Genomic DNA, 15,136 nt, shown 5'->3' on the forward strand with positions numbered 1-15,136 from the left:
AGTCATCAGTTAAGAGGCCCCCCCATGACCGCCAGCGCACCCGAACTCGTCCTTTCCGGCGGCACGGTCCACACGCCCAACGGCTCTGGCGTCGCCGACGTCGCCGTGCGCGATGGCAAGATCATCGGCGTGGGCAGCTATCCGGATGCCGACCGTCGGATCGACTGCACCGGGCTCGACGTACTGCCCGGCGTGATCGACAGTCAGGTCCATTTCCGCGAGCCGGGCCTAGAACACAAGGAAGACCTCGAAACCGGCAGCCGCGCCGCGGTGATGGGCGGCATTACCGCCGTTTTCGAGATGCCCAACACCTCGCCCAACACCGACAGCGTGATGCGCGTGCACGACAAGCTCGACCGGGCCCGTCACCGCATGTTCTGCGACCACGCCTTCTACGTCGGCGCGACGGCGGAGAATGCCGAGGAACTGGGCGAGCTGGAACGCATCCCGGGCACCGCGGGCGTCAAGATCTTCATGGGCGCCTCGACCGGCAGCCTGCTCGTCGCCGAGGATGAGCAGCTTGCGCGCGTGCTGGCCCATGGCCGCCGCCGCGTCGCCATCCATGCCGAGGACGAGGAGCGCATGAACGCGCGCAAGCACCTGCGCGTGGAGGGCGATCCCTCCAGCCATCCGGTCTGGCGCGATGACGAGAGCGCGATGCTGGCAACCCGTCGCATCCTGCGCCTTGCCCGCGAGGCGAAGCGCCCGATCCACATCCTGCACGTCACCACCCCGGCGGAACTGGAGCTGATCGCCCAGCACCGCGACGTGGCGACCTGCGAAGTAACGCCGCAGCACCTCACCTTGGCCGCCGAGGACGCCTACCCGCGCCTGGGCTCCTATGCCCAGATGAACCCGCCGATCCGTTCGGCCGAACATGTCGCGGGCCTGTGGCACTGGTTGCGCCAGGGCGTGCCCGACGTCATCGGTTCGGACCACGCGCCGCACACCAAGGAAGAAAAGGCCAAGTCCTATCCGAACAGCCCTTCGGGCATGCCGGGCGTGCAGACCCTGTTGCCGCTGATGCTGGACCATGTCGCCAGGGGCAACATGACGCTGGAGCGCCTGATCGACATGACCTCAAGCGGGGTGCAGCGCGTCTTCGGCCTTGTCGGCAAGGGCCGCATCGCCGCCGGTTACGACGCCGACTTCACCGTAGTCGACCGCAAGGGCAGCTTTACGATCAGCGAGGACTGGGTGGAAAGCCGCTGCGGCTGGTCGCCCTTTACCGGAATGGAACTGCAGGGCCGCGTCGTCGGCACGATCATCCGCGGCCATTCGGCGATGTGGGAAGGCCAGCTGGCCAATGCCGCGCGCGGCGAAGCACTGCGCTTTGCCGGCGCGCTCTGATCGCTAGCTGAAAGGGCGCGTTGGCGGTCAGGCCGTCGCGCGCCTTGACAGCAGGTCCCAGCAGAAGGCCGCGATGGCGGCCCAGATCAGCGCGAAGCACACCACCTGCACCGGCTTCAGAGGTTCGTTGAATACGAACAGGCTGAGCAGAAACAGGCCGGTCGGCGTCACGAACTGGATGAAGCCGAGCGTCGAGAAGTCGAGCCGACGCGCTGCCGAGGCGAACAGCAGCAGCGGCGTGCCGGTCAGGATTCCCGCCAGCGGCAGCAGCAGGTTGAGCTTGAGCGACGTGCCCATGGCCAGCCCCTCGGGCGACATCGCCTGCCATGCCAGCAGGCCGAGCGCGGGCGGCAGCAGCACCAGCGTCTCGATCGTCAGGCCGGGCAGGGCGTCCACCGGGGCCAGCTTGCGGGTCAGGCCATAGCCGCAGAAGCTCATCGCCAGCACGAGGCTGATCCACAAGGTATCCAGCGCCCCCAGCGAGAGGATGGCGACTCCGCAGGTAGCCAGGATCACCGCCACCCACTGCAGGCGCGACAGCTTCTCGCGCAGGAACAGCGTTCCGGCCAGCACGTTGAGCAGCGGGTTGATGTAGTATCCCAGGCTTGCGGCGAGCACGTGTCCGTGAAGCACGGACATGACGTAGACCAGCCAGTTGGTTCCGATCAGCAGCCCGCTCACGGTCAGCGCGCCCAGGATCCGCGGCTGGCTGAGCGCTTCGCGCAACTGCTTGCCCTGCCGCAGCAGCACCGTCACCACCACGCAGAAGGGCAGGGTGAACAGGAGGCGCCAGGCCACTACCTCGAACGGGGACACCGCCTTGAGCAGCGCGAAGTACAGCGGGAACAGGCACCAGATGCCATAGGCGGCGATCGCCTGGGGCAGGCCGCCGGTGCGGGGCGCTGGCGGGACGGTGGAAACGGTCATCGCTGGGGGAACTCGATTAGGGGGAAGCGCTGCATAAAAGCCGGAAATGCGCGCAGCAAGCGGTTCGTCGCTGCCAGGGCCTCGGCTCGTCGCTATTACGAAACCTGACAGCCGTGTTGCACGCCGTTCAGGTTCATTGCTTTAAAGATGAATGCGTACCGCGGATCGTGCCTCCCAACACGGCCCCTCCGCCATCGCAGGAGAAACGACATGAACGCATTCATCAAGGCAACCGCCATCGCTGCCGCGACCGCCAGCCTCGCCACTGCTGTGCCGGCCATGGCCGCGCCCAGCTATGCGCCGAGTTCGGTTTCGGATTTCCGCGCGCCCGGTGAGCAGACTTACGAACACAGCCGCCACTACTCGCGCGAGGATTACCGTCGCGGTTACCGTGACGACTATCGCAGCTATCGCAACTACGACGAGCGGAACTATCGCGATACCCGCGCGTGGCGCGGCGACGATGGGCGCTACTACTGCCGCAAGCAGAACGGCACCACCGGTTTGCTGATCGGCGGCGCGGCAGGTGCACTGCTCGGCCGCGAGGTCGACGGCGGTCGCGACCGCACCGCCGGCACCCTGATCGGCGGTGTCGTGGGCGCCCTGGTCGGTCGCGAAGTCGACCGTGGCGGCAGCCGCTGCCGCTGATAGCGCCGGCCCCAGCTGATTGAGACACCCCGCGCGGACGGCGACGCGCGGGGGAACCGCCCGGTCTTGTGCTTCACGTTCTGCCGGGCGGGAGGGCGCTTGCGGCTTGTCCGCGGGCGCCCTCGACATTTGTGCCCTAAACACTTGCTCAGAGACCTTTCCCGGAATGGGACGCCGCCGCGATTGGCGGGCCCGAAGCCTCGTTTTCCCTTCCTTTTCACCGTATTGAACCGCCAAGACGGCGACTTGGCACGATGCCCGGGCGCTGGCATCCTGTCCGCTTGCGGCAAGGAAGGAACGTGAAGATGAAGAATTCCGCCCGTTTCATGGTGCTGGGCCTTGCAGGTACGCTGCTGCTCGCCGGCTGCAATTCGGACAAGAAGCAGCCCGAGGGGGCTGAGACCGATCCGGCCATGAGCGGCGCGCTGGGTGACCAGATCATGGTCGATCCGGAGATGACCGGGCAGCACGGTGCGGCGCTGGGCGCCAACGGCGGCCAGATCACGCTTCCGCCGGCGGAACGTTCCCCCGAAGCGATCGCGGCGGCCAAGGCCGATGCGGCGGATGTCGCCGGCGGCAAGCTGACCGATATTCCGCAGCCGACCAGGGGCAGCGCGGCAACGCTGACCGAAACCGCCGCAACCGCGGCGCAAGTGGCCGCCGCAGCGAGGACCGCGCATACCGATTGCGCGGGCAAGGCGCAGTACTCGAACACCTGGGCGGCCCGCCTTCCGGCCGAAATCCCGGTCTATCCGCGCGGTGCGGTGCAGGAAGCGGCCGGCACCGACAGCGACGGCTGCGCCCTGCGCGTGGTCAACTACGCGACCCCGGTTTCACCCGAGGATGTCGTGAGCTTCTACTACACGATGGCCAACAAGGCCGGTTATGGCGCGGAATACCGCCTCGATGGCGACGATCACGTTGTCGGCGGGCGCAAGGGCGGCAAGGCCTATGTCGTCTATGCCCGCAAGCTGGGCTCGGGCGTGACCGAGGTCGATCTCGTCACCAGCGGGAAGTAGGCGCCGGGGGCGAGCGCTGCGCCCCTACTTCAACCCCACGCCGATCATCGCGCGCGGCTGTTCCATTTCGCCCGAGGCGACCGGATAGGCGCAGTAGTCTGCGGCGTAGTAGCCGGTCGGGCGATGATTGCCGGACAGGCCGATGCCACCCATCGGCGCGGCATGGGACGGGCCCGTGGTCGGGCGGTTCCAGTTGACGATCCCGGCGCGCACGTTGGCCCAGAAGCGGTTGTACTCCTGCGGCGTACCACCCACGAGAGACGCGGCAAGGCCGAAGCGGGTGTTGTTGGCCTCGGCAATCGCGCCGTCGAAATCGCCCACCTTGATGACCTGCAGGATCGGGCCGAACAGCTCGACGTCGGGGCGGTCGGCCATCGCCGTCGTGTCGATGATCGCCGGACTCAGGAAGGGCAGGGATTCGTCGGGGCGTACGAGGTGCTTGATTGCCCGTCCGCCGTTGCTCAACAGGTAGAGGAAGCTCTCGGTCAAGCCGTCGGCGGCGGCATTGTCGATCACCGGGCCCATGAAGGGGGCCGGGTCGTCGAACGGGGCGCCGACGATCAGGCGGTCGGCCAGGGCCTTCACTTCGACCATCAGTGCATCGTAAAGCGTATCGCGCACGATCAGGCGCCGCGCCGCGGTGCAGCGCTGCCCGGCGGTGGCGAAGGCGGACTGGACGACGATCGCGGCGGCGTCGGTCAGCTTGGGCGTGTCCCAGACCACGATCGGGTTGTTGCCGCCCATTTCGAGCGCGACGACCTTGTCCGGCCGGGTGGCCAACCTGCGGTTGATGGCAAGGCCGGTATTGGCCGAGCCGGTGAAAAGGATGCCGTCCACCCCTTCATGGGCAACGAAAGCCTGGCCTTCCTCGGGTCCGCCCACGGCAAGCTGCACCACCGAGGAAGCGATGCCGGCGCGGTGGAAGCAGCGGATCAGGATTTCGCCCGATGCCGGGGCTTTCTCGCTCGGCTTGAAGATGACCACGTTGCCCGCGATCAGCGCCGGGATGATGTGGGAATTGGGCAGGTGCGCCGGATAGTTGAACGGGCCGAGCACGACCAGCACGCCATGCGGCTTGTGGCGCACTGCCATCGTTCCCTGCAGTGCGCTGTCCAGCTTTCGTTGCGAGGTGCGTTCGGCATAGGAGCGGATCGACACCTCGACCTTGTTGATCACGCTCTCGACTTCGGCGTTGGCTTCCCACAGCGGCTTGCCGACTTCGCGGGCGATGGTGCGCGCCAGCGTATCGGCTTCCTTGCGCACTTCGTTGGCGAAGCGGCGGACCAGTTCCATGCGGTTGGCCAGGGGCTGCGCGGCCCAGCCCGGCCATGCCTGCCGGGCGCGGGTTACGACTTCGTTGATCTCGCACGGTTTGCCGCGCCAGATCTCGGCACCGGTGGCCGGTTCGCAGGAGATGATGTCCGCCTTGCTCACGTCGGTACCCGGTCTCCGTTCACTCGAAAGTGCAGCCTCTTGTGTCGCTTGCGCGGTCATTACGGCAATAGATCCGTTATCCAAGATAAATCGAAGTTCGGCTGCACCTTACACGGGCTTTCCTACCGGGGTGCTAACGACGGGCTGTTAATCATCGTGTCCGGCAGGAATCGGAGGTGTGCCGAGCTGGCGGCCCAACTCGCGGATTTCCCCGATCCTGGCGTGAAGCGGGCCCCAGTCGTCGTCCCTGTCGATGTGCGACCAGAGGCGTTCGACTTCGTCGATCAGCGTGCTGGGCGGCGCTCCGCGGGCCCAGAACGGATCGTCGGTGCCCGCCGCCGGCTTATATCCGGAGAGGATCCGGCCGAAGTCGCTGTCGTCCGCGGCGCGCCCGCCGCGGTGGTCGTAGAACAGCTGTTCGGGCGGCAGGCCGGTCTCGACCATGCGGTTCTCTGCCGCCTGGACCAGCCGGGTATCCGCCTCCAGCCCCTGCGGCCCGACGCCCAGGCGCCAGGCGAACCGGCGGGCCATCGCTTCCTGGTAGAGCGGTCCGAAGCGATTGAGCGCGGCAACCAGCGGTTCGGTTTCGGTGAGCATCCGCAGCGCCACGGCCAGCTGGCCGCAGTTCCAAAGCACCGCCTCGGGCTGGCGGCCGAAGGCGTAGAGGCCGCCCTGGTCGAAGTAGGCGGCGGTAAAGCGCGGATTCCATTGCGGCAGCCAGCGCCACGGGCCGTAGTCGAAGCTCTCGCCCGAGATGTTCATGTTGTCGGTGTTGAGCACGCCATGGACGAATCCTGCGACCATCCATGCAGCGGCGGTGTCGGCCAGCCGTTCGACCACCTGGTGCATCAGGATCACCGCGGGCTCGTCGCGTCCGGGGGCGTCCTCGGGCGGAAGGCTGCCGGGGTAGGTCTCGAGGCAATAGGCGACCAGCTCTTCCATGTGCTCGCGCTCCTCGAAGGCGAGCAGGCGCTGGAAGGTGCCGATGCGGATATGGCCGTGGCTGAGACGCAGCAGCACGGCCGAGCGCGTGGGCGAGGGCTCGTCGCCGCGCCACAGCGATTCCCCGGTCTCGATGACGGAGAAGGTCTTGGAGGTATAGACGCCCAGCGCCTCGAGCATTTCGGTGGCGAGGATCTCGCGCATCGCGCCTTTCAGCGTCAGGCGTCCATCGCCGTCGCGGCTGTACGGGGTCTGGCCCGAACCCTTGGTACCAAGGTCGAGCAACCGGCCCCCGCCGTCGCGCATCTGGGCGAAGAGGAAGCCGCGCCCGTCGCCGATGTCGGGGTTGTAGTGGCGGAACTGGTGCCCGTGATAGCGCAGCGCCAGCGGCCGGGGCAGGTTGTCGGCCAGCGGAGCGAAGCGGCCGAAGTGCTCGATCCACTGCGCATCGTCGAGATCGGCAAGGCCCACGGCGGCGGCCCAGCGGTCGTTGCGGAAGCGCAGTTCGTGTTGCGGGAAAGTGGCGGCGTCCACTTCGTCGCCCAGCCATGAGGAGATCTTCCCGATCCGGGGCTCGGGATTATAGGCACTTGCTTGCGGTTCTGTCTGCATCAGGCGATAGTGGGCGCATGACGCGCGTCGTTCAAGGCGCGCAGGCTTGGAGGACCCCACTAAGGCATGTCGGATTACGAGGATCGGTTCTGGACGAGCCGCGACGGGGTCAAGTTGCATTTTCGGGATTACGCGGGGCCGGATTCGGCGGAGGGGCCATCGCGGCTCCCGGTCGTGTGCCTGCCCGGGCTGACCCGCAATGCGCGCGATTTCGAATTGCTCGCCCTGCACATGGCGCGTTCCCGACGCGTTCTCTGCCCCGACATGCGCGGGCGCGGCGACAGCGAATATGCAAAGGATTCAGCCAGCTACAACCCGGTCCAGTACGGCGAGGACCTGCTCGTCCTGCTGGAACAGGAAGGCATCGACCGGTTCGTGGCCGTGGGCACTTCACTGGGCGGGATGATGACCATGGGCCTTGCGCTCATGATTCCCGGGCGCATCGCCGGTGCCGTGCTCAACGACATCGGCCCGGTGCTCGAGCCGGAGGGGCTGCGGCGTATTCTCGACTACGTCGGGCAGGGGCGTAATTTCCCCACCTGGGTCCACGCCGCCCGCGCGATAGAGGGTACGCAGGGCGATGCCCATCCGGGTCAGGCGCTCGATTTCTGGATCGGCCGGGCCAAGCGGCTGATGGCGCTGGGCAGCAACGGGCGCATCGTCTTCGATTACGACATGAAGATTGCCGAACCGCTTGCCGACCTCGATGTCGACAGCCAGGCGGACCTGTGGCCTGCCTGGGAAGCGCTGGCAGGGCGGCCGCTGCTGGTCGTGCGCGGGGCCCTGTCGGACCTGTTCAGCGCGCAGACCCTGGAGGAAATGCTGGTGCGTGTGCCCGAAGCGGAAGCGGTCACGCTTGCCGATGTCGGTCATGCGCCGACGCTGGACGAACCCGAAGCGGTGGCCGCGATCGATCGCCTGCTCGCCAGGGCCGACTGAGGGCGCCGGGCACATGCGGGATTCGCGGCCCTTGCGGGTGCTTCATCTCCATTCGAGCTTTTCCGCGGGCGGCAAGGAACTGCGCGCGGCCCGGCTGATGAACGCCTTCGGGCCGAAGGTCCTGCACACGGTCGTCTCGGCCCAGCCGGGCGCCTATGGCGCGGCCATTGCCGTCGATCCCTCGCTTGCGGTGACATATCCGGAGGACTTCCCGAGCCTTCAGGGCAAACCCCTGCCGCGCCGGCTCCTCGGGATCGCACGGGCGCTCAAGGATTACGACCTCGTCCTGACCTACAATTGGGGCGCGATGGACGCGGTGCTGGCCCATGCCCTGTTCAGGCGGTCCCTCGGCTTGCCGCCACTGGTCCACCATGAAGACGGTTTCAACGAGGACGAGGCGAATCGGCTCAAGCCTGCGCGCAATTGGTTCCGCCGCGTGGCCCTGACAGGGGCTTCGGCCGTCATCGTGCCATCGCAGCGGCTGGAAGCGATCGCGCTGGACGCTTGGAAGCAGCCGCGCGGCAAGGTGAAGCTGATCGTCAACGGCATCAACTGCGCGGCCTATGTCGACAAGCCGCGTCCGGACATCCTGCCGGGCCTCGTCAAGCAACCGGGAGAAAAATGGGTCGGCACGCTCGCCGGCCTGCGCCCGGTCAAGAACCTGCCCCGGCTGGTGCGCGCCTTTGCGCAGATGCCGCAGGACTGGCGGCTGGTCATCCTGGGCGAAGGGCCCGAGCGCGGTGCCATCGCCGCGCAGGCCGAGGCGAGCGGCGTGGGGAATCGGGTGCATATGCCCGGCTTCGTCGCTGATCCCTCGCACGCAGTTGGGCTGTTCGATCTCTTCGCTCTTTCCTCCGACAGCGAGCAGTTCCCGATCTCGGTGGTCGAGGCGATGGCGGCGGGCCTTGCGGTGGCTTCGCCGGCGGTGGGAGACGTCGCGTACATGGTTTCCGAGGAAAACCGGGGACATATCTCCAGCCCCGGCGATGAGGCGGGATTGGCCCGGGCGCTGGTCGAACTGGCCTGCGATCCGCAGCTACGGACCCGTATCGGCATAGCCAACCGTGCTCATGCGAATGCACTTTATGACGAAAATACAATGATTTCTCTGTATCGCACGGTCTATGGTCAGGCGGTTGGCCGAATGTCCGCGATCTAGGCCCGACGTCCATTCAGCGGTGCTTCACCACGGGACGTGCAGCGATCATCCCCGTTGAAAAGCCCCAGCCATTCGCTAAACAGCCCGCAACCATCCTGATTTCCGCAGAAAGCGCCCGAAAATTGGCTCTGCCTCCTTCTCAAAACACTCCGTCCAACGACAAGGCCGAACAGCGACTCGCCGCGCAGCAGGATGTCTTCCTGCGCGAGGTCGACGATGCCGTGCGCCAGGATCAGCTCGAAAGCTTCTTTGCCCGCTACGGCAAGCCGCTGATAGCGTTGATCGTGATCGCTCTCGCGGCCTTCGGTGGCTACCTCTACTGGGATCACAAGCAGACCCAGCAGCGTGAAGGTGACGCCGAGACTTTCGTGCAGGCGCTGGACAGCCTCAAGGCCGGCAAGCTCGACGAGGCCGATGCCAAGCTCAAGGCGCTTGCCGCTGAAGGCTCGGACGGCAGCGCCACCGCGGCCAAGCTGATGCAGGCGGGAATCGCGCTCGACCGGGGCAAGAAGGACGATGCGCTCAAGCTCTACGCCGCAGTCGCCAGGGACGAGAATGCGCCGCAGCCGATGCGCGACCTTGCCACGATCCGCGAAGTCGGTGCGAATTTCGATGCGATGAAGCCGCAGGACGTGGTCGATCGCCTCAAGCCCTACGCCGCCCCGGGCAATCCCTGGTTCGGCGTGGCCGGCGAACTGGTGGGCATGGCCTACCTGAAGATGGACAAGAAGGACCAGGCCGGTCCGCTGTTCGGTGCGATCGCCAAGGACGAAGGCGTCAGCGCCGCGCTGCGCAGCCGCGCGCGCCAGCTGGCGGCCGTGCTGGGCGTCGACGCGCTGGACGACGTGGTTGATGACAAGGGAGAGCCCATCGGCAAGGACGGCGCGAAGACTGCCGCGGATGCCGGGGCGACTGATGAGGATGCCGCCCAAGGGGCTGGCGAATGACCCATTTTCTTGAGGATCTGCGCATGAAGGCAACTGCCCCGAATATCCGACGGTCCAACGCCCGCAAGGTCGTGCCGATGATGGCCCTGGCCCTGGTGATGGGCCTTTCGGGCTGCAAGATGTTCGGAGGCAAGGACGGCCCGAAGACCCCGACCCTCGGCGAACGCGTGCCTATCCTTTCCCGGATCGAGAGCGGCGCCAAGGTCGACCCGACGCTCGGCGCGGTCTCGGTCATCTTGCCCCCCGAAACGGTGAACGCCGAATGGGCGCAGGCCGGCGGCAACGCGAGCAAGTCTTACGGCCACCTTTCGCTTTCGGCGACGCCGTCGCGCGTGTGGACCGCCAACATCGAAGGCTCCTCGCAGCGTCAGCGCCTTGCGGCCTCGCCAGTGGTCGGCGACGGGCGTCTCTACGTCATGGACACCAAGGGTGTGGTTCACGCCTTCGACGCGCAGAGCGGCGCGCAGGTCTGGACCAAGAGCTTTGCGGTATCCGGCGATGGGTCGAAGGCGATCTTCGGCGGCGGCGTCAGCTATGACAGCGGCAAGGTCTACATCACTACCGGTCTTGGCGAAGTGGCCGCGCTGACGGCGGCGACCGGTGAGCAGCTGTGGACCAAGAAGCCTGCCGGGCCGCTGCGCGGATCGCCCACGGTCGGTTTCAACTCCATCTATGTGATGACGCAGGACAACCAGATCATCGCGCTCAATGCCGCAGATGGCGAACTGGTGTGGAATGAATCCGGCTCGCTCTCGCAGGCCGGTGTCTTCGGCGTTGCTGCGCCCTCGGCAGGACAGGGCACCGTCATTGCCGGTTACTCCTCGGGCGAACTTGTAGCCTATCGCTACGAAAACGGCCGCCAGCTCTGGTCGGACGCGCTTGCGCGCACGTCGATTTCGACCGAAGTGGGCAGCCTGACCGACGTCGACGCCGATCCGATCATCGATCGCGGCAGCGTCTATGCGCTGGGCGAGGGCGGTCGCATGGCGGCCTATGAACTGGTCACCGGCCAGCGCATCTGGGAACTCAATCTGGCGGGCATCTCAACCCCGGCGGTGGCTGGCGACTGGATCTTCACGCTTGACGATCACGCGGAAATCCTCGCGATCCAGCGCAATACCGGCAAGGTGAAGTGGCTCACCGACCTGAAGCGTTACCGCAAGGCCAAGAAGAAGAAAGGCCCGATCTTCTGGGTCGGTCCGGTCCTTGCAGGCAACAAGCTGTGGGTGGCCAATTCCGAAGGCGAAGTCGGCTCGGTCGATCCCGCCAGCGGGGAATGGACGCCGTTCACCAAGCTGGGCGATTCGGTCTCGCAGGCTCCAGTCGTGGCCAACCAGACGCTTTACATCCTAGACGACTCCGGCCGCATCACCGCCTATCGCTGATCCGGCCCCGGGCGACCCGACCGGCATTCGCTGCGAATGCCGTTTCGGACGCCTTAACCATTTGCCGCTAGGCAAACGGGCATGAGCAATGCCCCCACGTTCACCGCCCGCAGGCCGGTCAGCGATGTTTCGGCTGGCGTCGGCCTCGCCGGACTGGCCGCGCTGATCGCCTGGTTGCTGGTCTGTCGCAACTGGGCGGGTCTCGCCGATGCCTTTGCCCTGCCCGGCCCGCACGAACCGCTCGCCGGACCTTATGCAGCGGTCCTGACGCTGTTCGTCACCGGGCTGGCGATGAGCTTGTGGTCGGTGCTGGTGGACAAGGTTCACCTGCGCCCCAACACCGGAATCGACTGGCGCAGTCCCCGTCCGTTGGCGCAATCGATCGACGTTTCGATCACCAAGCTGGCCGGGCTCTGGGCGACCTGGGCGGCGATCGGCATGTTCTACTGTATCGGCCGCTGGTACTGGGACGGCCAGTATCTATTCGCGATGGAAGTGATCGGCACGGCGGCAGTGCCGCTCTTCGCGCTTTCTGTGCCCTATGTGCTCTGGCTCGACCGCTACATGATCGAGCCGCGCGACCATTCCTGGCACTTCGGCGCCATGCTCATCGGGCGCGAGGCTTGGTCGGCCGAGGAAGTGAAGAAGCATGGCCGTGCCTGGGCGATCAAGGCATTCTTCGGTGCCTTCATGATCTCGATCCTGCCCGGCGGCTTCGCCCGCATCGTCGAGGCCGATTTCAGCGCCATCGCCCACGATCCTGTGGCGCTGGGGACGATGCTGATCGAAGGGCTGTTCCTCGTCGACGTGCAGATCGGCACGGTCGGCTATCTCTTCACGTTCCGCCCGCTCGACGCGCATATCCGCAGTGGCAATCCGCTGCTGGCGGGCTGGGTCGCCGCACTGATCTGCTATCCGCCCTTCGTGTGGGGCACGATGGGCCGGGCCGACGTGCTGGGCTATGAGGTCAACACCGGCGGCTGGGCCTACTGGCTGCAGGGTCACGACCTGCTGCTGTGGTCATGGGCCGCGCTGCTGGTCTGCCTTACCGCGATCTACGCCTGGGCGACCTTTGCCTTCGGCCTGCGCTTTTCCAACCTGACCTATCGCGGAGTTCTCACCAACGGGCCTTACCGCTTCACGCGCCATCCTGCCTACCTGTCGAAAAACCTGTTCTGGTGGTGCTCGACCCTGCCGTTTCTCGTCACCAGCCACGCGTTGACCGACATGGTGCGCAACACCGTGCTGCTCGGCGTGGTCAGCGCGATCTATTTCTGGCGCGCCAAGACCGAGGAAGCGCATCTGCTGGGCGAAGATGCCAAGTACCGCGAATACCACGCCTGGATGGCTCAGAATGCGCCGATCACGCGGGGCCTGGGCTGGCTTCTCGGCAGGCTGCGCCCGCGCCGCCCGGTGCTGCAAGCGGCGGAGTGAGCGGGCGGGTCAAGGTCGCGTAGCCGAATGCCGTCAACCGGGACCTGATCCGCGATTCCCGCCTGCGCGGGGATGGCGACCGAAACGCGAAGAGCCCTGCGTTCAGAAGCTCTTCTGCTTGTAGACCTCGCACAGATCGCCGCCCCATTCGCCGTGGAAGCGTTCGAGCAGGCGCTGGGCCGGAACCTTGCCCGACGACACGATCTCGGCGAGCGGTTCGAGGTAGCCGGTCTCGTTGTCGCCGCCGGCGTTGAGCTTGCCGCGCGCGGCAAGGCCCGAACGGGCGATGTCGAGCACTTCGCCGGCGATGTCGCGCAAGGTGCCGCCACCGGGAAGCGGGGCGTCGAGGCCGAGCTTCGGGACGGAGCTGCGCAGCACTTCGCGGCCTTCCATGTCCCAGTCCTTCACCACGTCCCAGGCCGCGTCGAGCGCGGTCTGGTCATAGAGCAGGCCGACCCACAGGGCGGGCAGGGCGCAAATGCGGTTCCACGGACCACCGTCGGCCCCGCGCATTTCCAGGAAGGATTTCAGGCGCACTTCGGGGAAGGCGGTGGACAGGTGATCCTGCCAGTCGCTCATGCGCGGCAGTTCGCCGGGCAGGGCGGGCAGTTCGCCCTTCAGGAAGTCGCGGAACGACTGGCCCGCGGCGTCGATGTACTTGCCGTCGCGGAACACGAAGTACATCGGCACGTCGAGCATGTAGTCGACGTAGCGCTGGTAGCCGAAGCCCTGCTCGAACACGAAGGGCAGCATGCCCGTGCGCGCCGGGTCGGTGTCCGACCAGATGTGGCTGCGGTAGGAAAGATAGCCGTTGGGCTTGCCTTCGGTGAAGGGCGAATTGGCGAAGAGCGCGGTCGCCAGCGGCTGCAGCGCCAGCGAGGTGCGGAACTTCTGCACCATGTCCGCCTCGCTGGAATAGTCGAGGTTGACCTGGATGGTGCAGGTGCGCAGCATCATGTCGAGACCCATCGAGCCCACGCGCGGCATGTGCCGCAGCATGATGTCGTAGCGGCCCTTGGGCATGACCGGCAGTTCTTCGCGGGTCTTGTCCGGCCACATGCCCAGACCGAGGAAGCCCTTGCCGATGCGGTCGCCGATGGTCTTCACCTGTGCGAGGTGGCGGCCGGTTTCGGCGCAGGTTTCGTGCAGGCTTTCCAGCGGCGCGCCGGAGAGTTCGAGCTGGCCTGCCGGTTCGAGGCTGACCGTGCCGTCGCTGCCCTTCATGGCAATGACGTTGCCGCCTTCCACGATCGGTTCCCAGCCGAATTCGGTCAGCGCCATCAACAGGTCGCGGATGCCGCCGGGCTCGTCATAGGACGGCGCGTGATGATCGGCCTTGTCGTATACGAATTTCTCGTGCTCGGTCCCGATCCGCCACGCGGCGCGCGGCTTTTCGCCCGCGGCCATCGGCTCGGCGAGTTGGTCCAGGCTCTCGATCAGCGGATCGGCGCGATCCGATATCTCGCGGGTGCTCATGGCCGGGGAGGTAGTGGCGGCAAGGCCCGGACGCCAGCACTATTTGCTGCGGTGATAGTCAATTTCCGGAAGGCGACCAATCGCCCGCCACGGCCATCCAGAGCGCGGTGGCGGCAATGCTGGCAGTCTCGCCGCGCAGGATGCGCGGGCCCAGCGTGATCGGGCGCGCTTGCGGGAGGGCGCGGATAAGCGCGCGCTCCCCTTCGTCGAAGCCGCCTTCGGGCCCGACCAGCAGGGCGGCAGGGCCGCAGTGCGCGGCGAACTGCGCGGCGGCCGGCTCTCCACCCAGCTCGTCGGCGAAGAACAGCGCGCGATCCTCGGGCCAGTCGCGCAGCAGCGCTTCCAGCCTGAGCGGCTCGGTCAGTTCGGGCAGCGCGGTGCGGGCACATTGCTCGGCCGCCTCGGTCACCATGGTGCGCGCCCGCTCGGGGTTGAGCTTGTCTGCCACGCAGCGGCGCGTCACCACCGGCTGGATGCGTCGCACGCCCAGTTCGGTCGCCTTCTCCAGCACGAGGTCGAAGTTCGGCTTTTTCAGCAGCGCGGCGCAGAGCGTGAAGTCGGGAACCTCCTCGCGCTCGCGCAGCCGCTCACGCGCTTCGAGCACGACCTCGCGCTTGCCTGCCGAGACGACGGCGCAGGCCCATTCGCCGGTTTCGTCGTCGCACAGGATCACCGCGTCTCCGTCCGAGACGCGCATGACCTTGGACAGGTAGTGTGCCTGCGTCCCCTCGATCGCGACATGCGCGTCCTGCGCGACCGGACCGGGAACGAACAGGCGCGGCGCTGAGCGCGGCGGCCAGGCGGGAGTTGCAACCATGCTTCCTCTTACTGCCCCTGTCCCGCTTCGCAAACGTGCGCAGGACC

General features: G+C 66.7%; 13 protein-coding genes. 8 read left to right on the plus strand and 5 right to left on the minus strand.

Translation table 11 applies throughout. The features are described from left to right. The first annotated feature begins 24 nt into the window (after nt 1-24). Nucleotides 25-1,350 (plus strand): dihydroorotase, encoded by a 1,326-nt coding sequence (locus tag B5483_RS17130; protein ID WP_054947072.1) that lies wholly within the window; start codon nt 25-27, stop codon nt 1,348-1,350. Nucleotides 1,351-1,377: 27 nt separating this feature from the next. Here the strand turns inward: B5483_RS17130 and rarD are convergent, their stop codons facing one another. Next, nucleotides 1,378-2,277 carry an EamA family transporter RarD gene (gene rarD / locus B5483_RS17135; protein WP_079731267.1) on the minus strand — a complete coding sequence of 300 codons (900 nt, stop codon included), beginning with the start codon at nt 2,275-2,277 and terminating at the stop codon, nt 1,378-1,380. 210 nt (nt 2,278-2,487) lie between these two features. On the opposite strand from rarD, the gene B5483_RS17140 reads away from it, so the two are divergent. Together B5483_RS17140 and B5483_RS17145 are read left to right on the plus strand one after the other, a co-directional pair. After that, on the plus strand, nt 2,488-2,925 hold the full coding sequence (locus B5483_RS17140; protein WP_054947070.1) for a glycine zipper 2TM domain-containing protein: 438 nt from the start codon (nt 2,488-2,490) through the stop codon (nt 2,923-2,925). Between the two features lie 305 nt (nt 2,926-3,230). Then, complete coding sequence (locus B5483_RS17145) at nt 3,231-3,944, plus strand: hypothetical protein (RefSeq protein WP_079731268.1); 714 nt, start codon at nt 3,231-3,233, stop codon at nt 3,942-3,944. 24 nt (nt 3,945-3,968) lie between these two features. Here the strand turns inward: B5483_RS17145 and B5483_RS17150 are convergent, their stop codons facing one another. Both B5483_RS17150 and B5483_RS17155 read right to left on the minus strand, forming a co-directional pair. Next, nucleotides 3,969-5,438 (minus strand): succinylglutamate-semialdehyde dehydrogenase, encoded by a 1,470-nt coding sequence (locus B5483_RS17150; RefSeq protein WP_054947068.1) that lies wholly within the window; start codon nt 5,436-5,438, stop codon nt 3,969-3,971. A gap of 87 nt (nt 5,439-5,525) precedes the next feature. After that, entirely contained in the window at nt 5,526-6,932 is a 1,407-nt protein-coding gene (locus B5483_RS17155; protein WP_054947067.1) for a protein adenylyltransferase SelO family protein, read from the minus strand. A 66-nt stretch (nt 6,933-6,998) separates the two neighbouring features. Between B5483_RS17155 and B5483_RS17160 the strand changes: the two genes are divergently transcribed. The 5 genes from B5483_RS17160 (at nt 6,999) to B5483_RS17180 (ending at nt 12,796) form a co-directional block, all read left to right on the plus strand. Next, nucleotides 6,999-7,871, plus strand: coding sequence for an alpha/beta fold hydrolase (locus tag B5483_RS17160; protein ID WP_079731269.1), 873 nt, complete (start codon nt 6,999-7,001; stop codon nt 7,869-7,871). A gap of 13 nt (nt 7,872-7,884) precedes the next feature. Beyond that, a complete protein-coding gene (locus tag B5483_RS17165; protein ID WP_079731270.1) occupies nt 7,885-9,030 on the plus strand; it encodes a glycosyltransferase in 1,146 nt (381 codons plus the stop codon). A gap of 122 nt (nt 9,031-9,152) precedes the next feature. Beyond that, nucleotides 9,153-9,977: a tetratricopeptide repeat protein gene (locus B5483_RS17170; protein ID WP_079731271.1), complete on the plus strand. Its 825-nt coding sequence runs from the start codon at nt 9,153-9,155 to the stop codon at nt 9,975-9,977. 23 nt (nt 9,978-10,000) lie between these two features. Further along, nucleotides 10,001-11,362, plus strand: coding sequence for an outer membrane protein assembly factor BamB family protein (locus B5483_RS17175; protein WP_054947150.1), 1,362 nt, complete (start codon nt 10,001-10,003; stop codon nt 11,360-11,362). Between the two features lie 81 nt (nt 11,363-11,443). Further along, complete coding sequence (locus B5483_RS17180; RefSeq protein WP_079731272.1) at nt 11,444-12,796, plus strand: methyltransferase family protein; 1,353 nt, start codon at nt 11,444-11,446, stop codon at nt 12,794-12,796. A 102-nt stretch (nt 12,797-12,898) separates the two neighbouring features. Here the strand turns inward: B5483_RS17180 and B5483_RS17185 are convergent, their stop codons facing one another. Further along, nucleotides 12,899-14,272: a glutamate--cysteine ligase gene (locus B5483_RS17185; protein ID WP_054947062.1), complete on the minus strand. Its 1,374-nt coding sequence runs from the start codon at nt 14,270-14,272 to the stop codon at nt 12,899-12,901. Nucleotides 14,273-14,330: 58 nt separating this feature from the next. Continuing rightward, complete coding sequence (locus B5483_RS17190; protein ID WP_079731273.1) at nt 14,331-15,089, minus strand: 16S rRNA (uracil(1498)-N(3))-methyltransferase; 759 nt, start codon at nt 15,087-15,089, stop codon at nt 14,331-14,333. Nucleotides 15,090-15,136 lie beyond the last annotated feature (47 nt).

This window comes from Novosphingobium mathurense, from assembly GCF_900168325.1.
Lineage (GTDB): Bacteria > Pseudomonadota > Alphaproteobacteria > Sphingomonadales > Sphingomonadaceae > Novosphingobium > Novosphingobium mathurense.

What these genes read in the sequence shown, in the direction of transcription:
- B5483_RS17130 (WP_054947072.1), top strand. Translation starts at nt 25, where the DNA reads ATGACCGCCAGCGCACCCGAACTCGTCCTTTCCGGCGGCACGGTCCAC.
- rarD (WP_079731267.1), bottom strand. Translation starts at nt 2,277, where the DNA reads ATGACCGTTTCCACCGTCCCGCCAGCGCCCCGCACCGGCGGCCTGCCC.
- B5483_RS17140 (WP_054947070.1), top strand. Translation starts at nt 2,488, where the DNA reads ATGAACGCATTCATCAAGGCAACCGCCATCGCTGCCGCGACCGCCAGC.
- B5483_RS17145 (WP_079731268.1), top strand. Translation starts at nt 3,231, where the DNA reads ATGAAGAATTCCGCCCGTTTCATGGTGCTGGGCCTTGCAGGTACGCTG.
- B5483_RS17150 (WP_054947068.1), bottom strand. Translation starts at nt 5,438, where the DNA reads ATGACCGCGCAAGCGACACAAGAGGCTGCACTTTCGAGTGAACGGAGA.
- B5483_RS17155 (WP_054947067.1), bottom strand. Translation starts at nt 6,932, where the DNA reads ATGCAGACAGAACCGCAAGCAAGTGCCTATAATCCCGAGCCCCGGATC.
- B5483_RS17160 (WP_079731269.1), top strand. Translation starts at nt 6,999, where the DNA reads ATGTCGGATTACGAGGATCGGTTCTGGACGAGCCGCGACGGGGTCAAG.
- B5483_RS17165 (WP_079731270.1), top strand. Translation starts at nt 7,885, where the DNA reads ATGCGGGATTCGCGGCCCTTGCGGGTGCTTCATCTCCATTCGAGCTTT.
- B5483_RS17175 (WP_054947150.1), top strand. Translation starts at nt 10,001, where the DNA reads ATGAAGGCAACTGCCCCGAATATCCGACGGTCCAACGCCCGCAAGGTC.
- B5483_RS17180 (WP_079731272.1), top strand. Translation starts at nt 11,444, where the DNA reads ATGAGCAATGCCCCCACGTTCACCGCCCGCAGGCCGGTCAGCGATGTT.
- B5483_RS17185 (WP_054947062.1), bottom strand. Translation starts at nt 14,272, where the DNA reads ATGAGCACCCGCGAGATATCGGATCGCGCCGATCCGCTGATCGAGAGC.
- B5483_RS17190 (WP_079731273.1), bottom strand. Translation starts at nt 15,089, where the DNA reads ATGGTTGCAACTCCCGCCTGGCCGCCGCGCTCAGCGCCGCGCCTGTTC.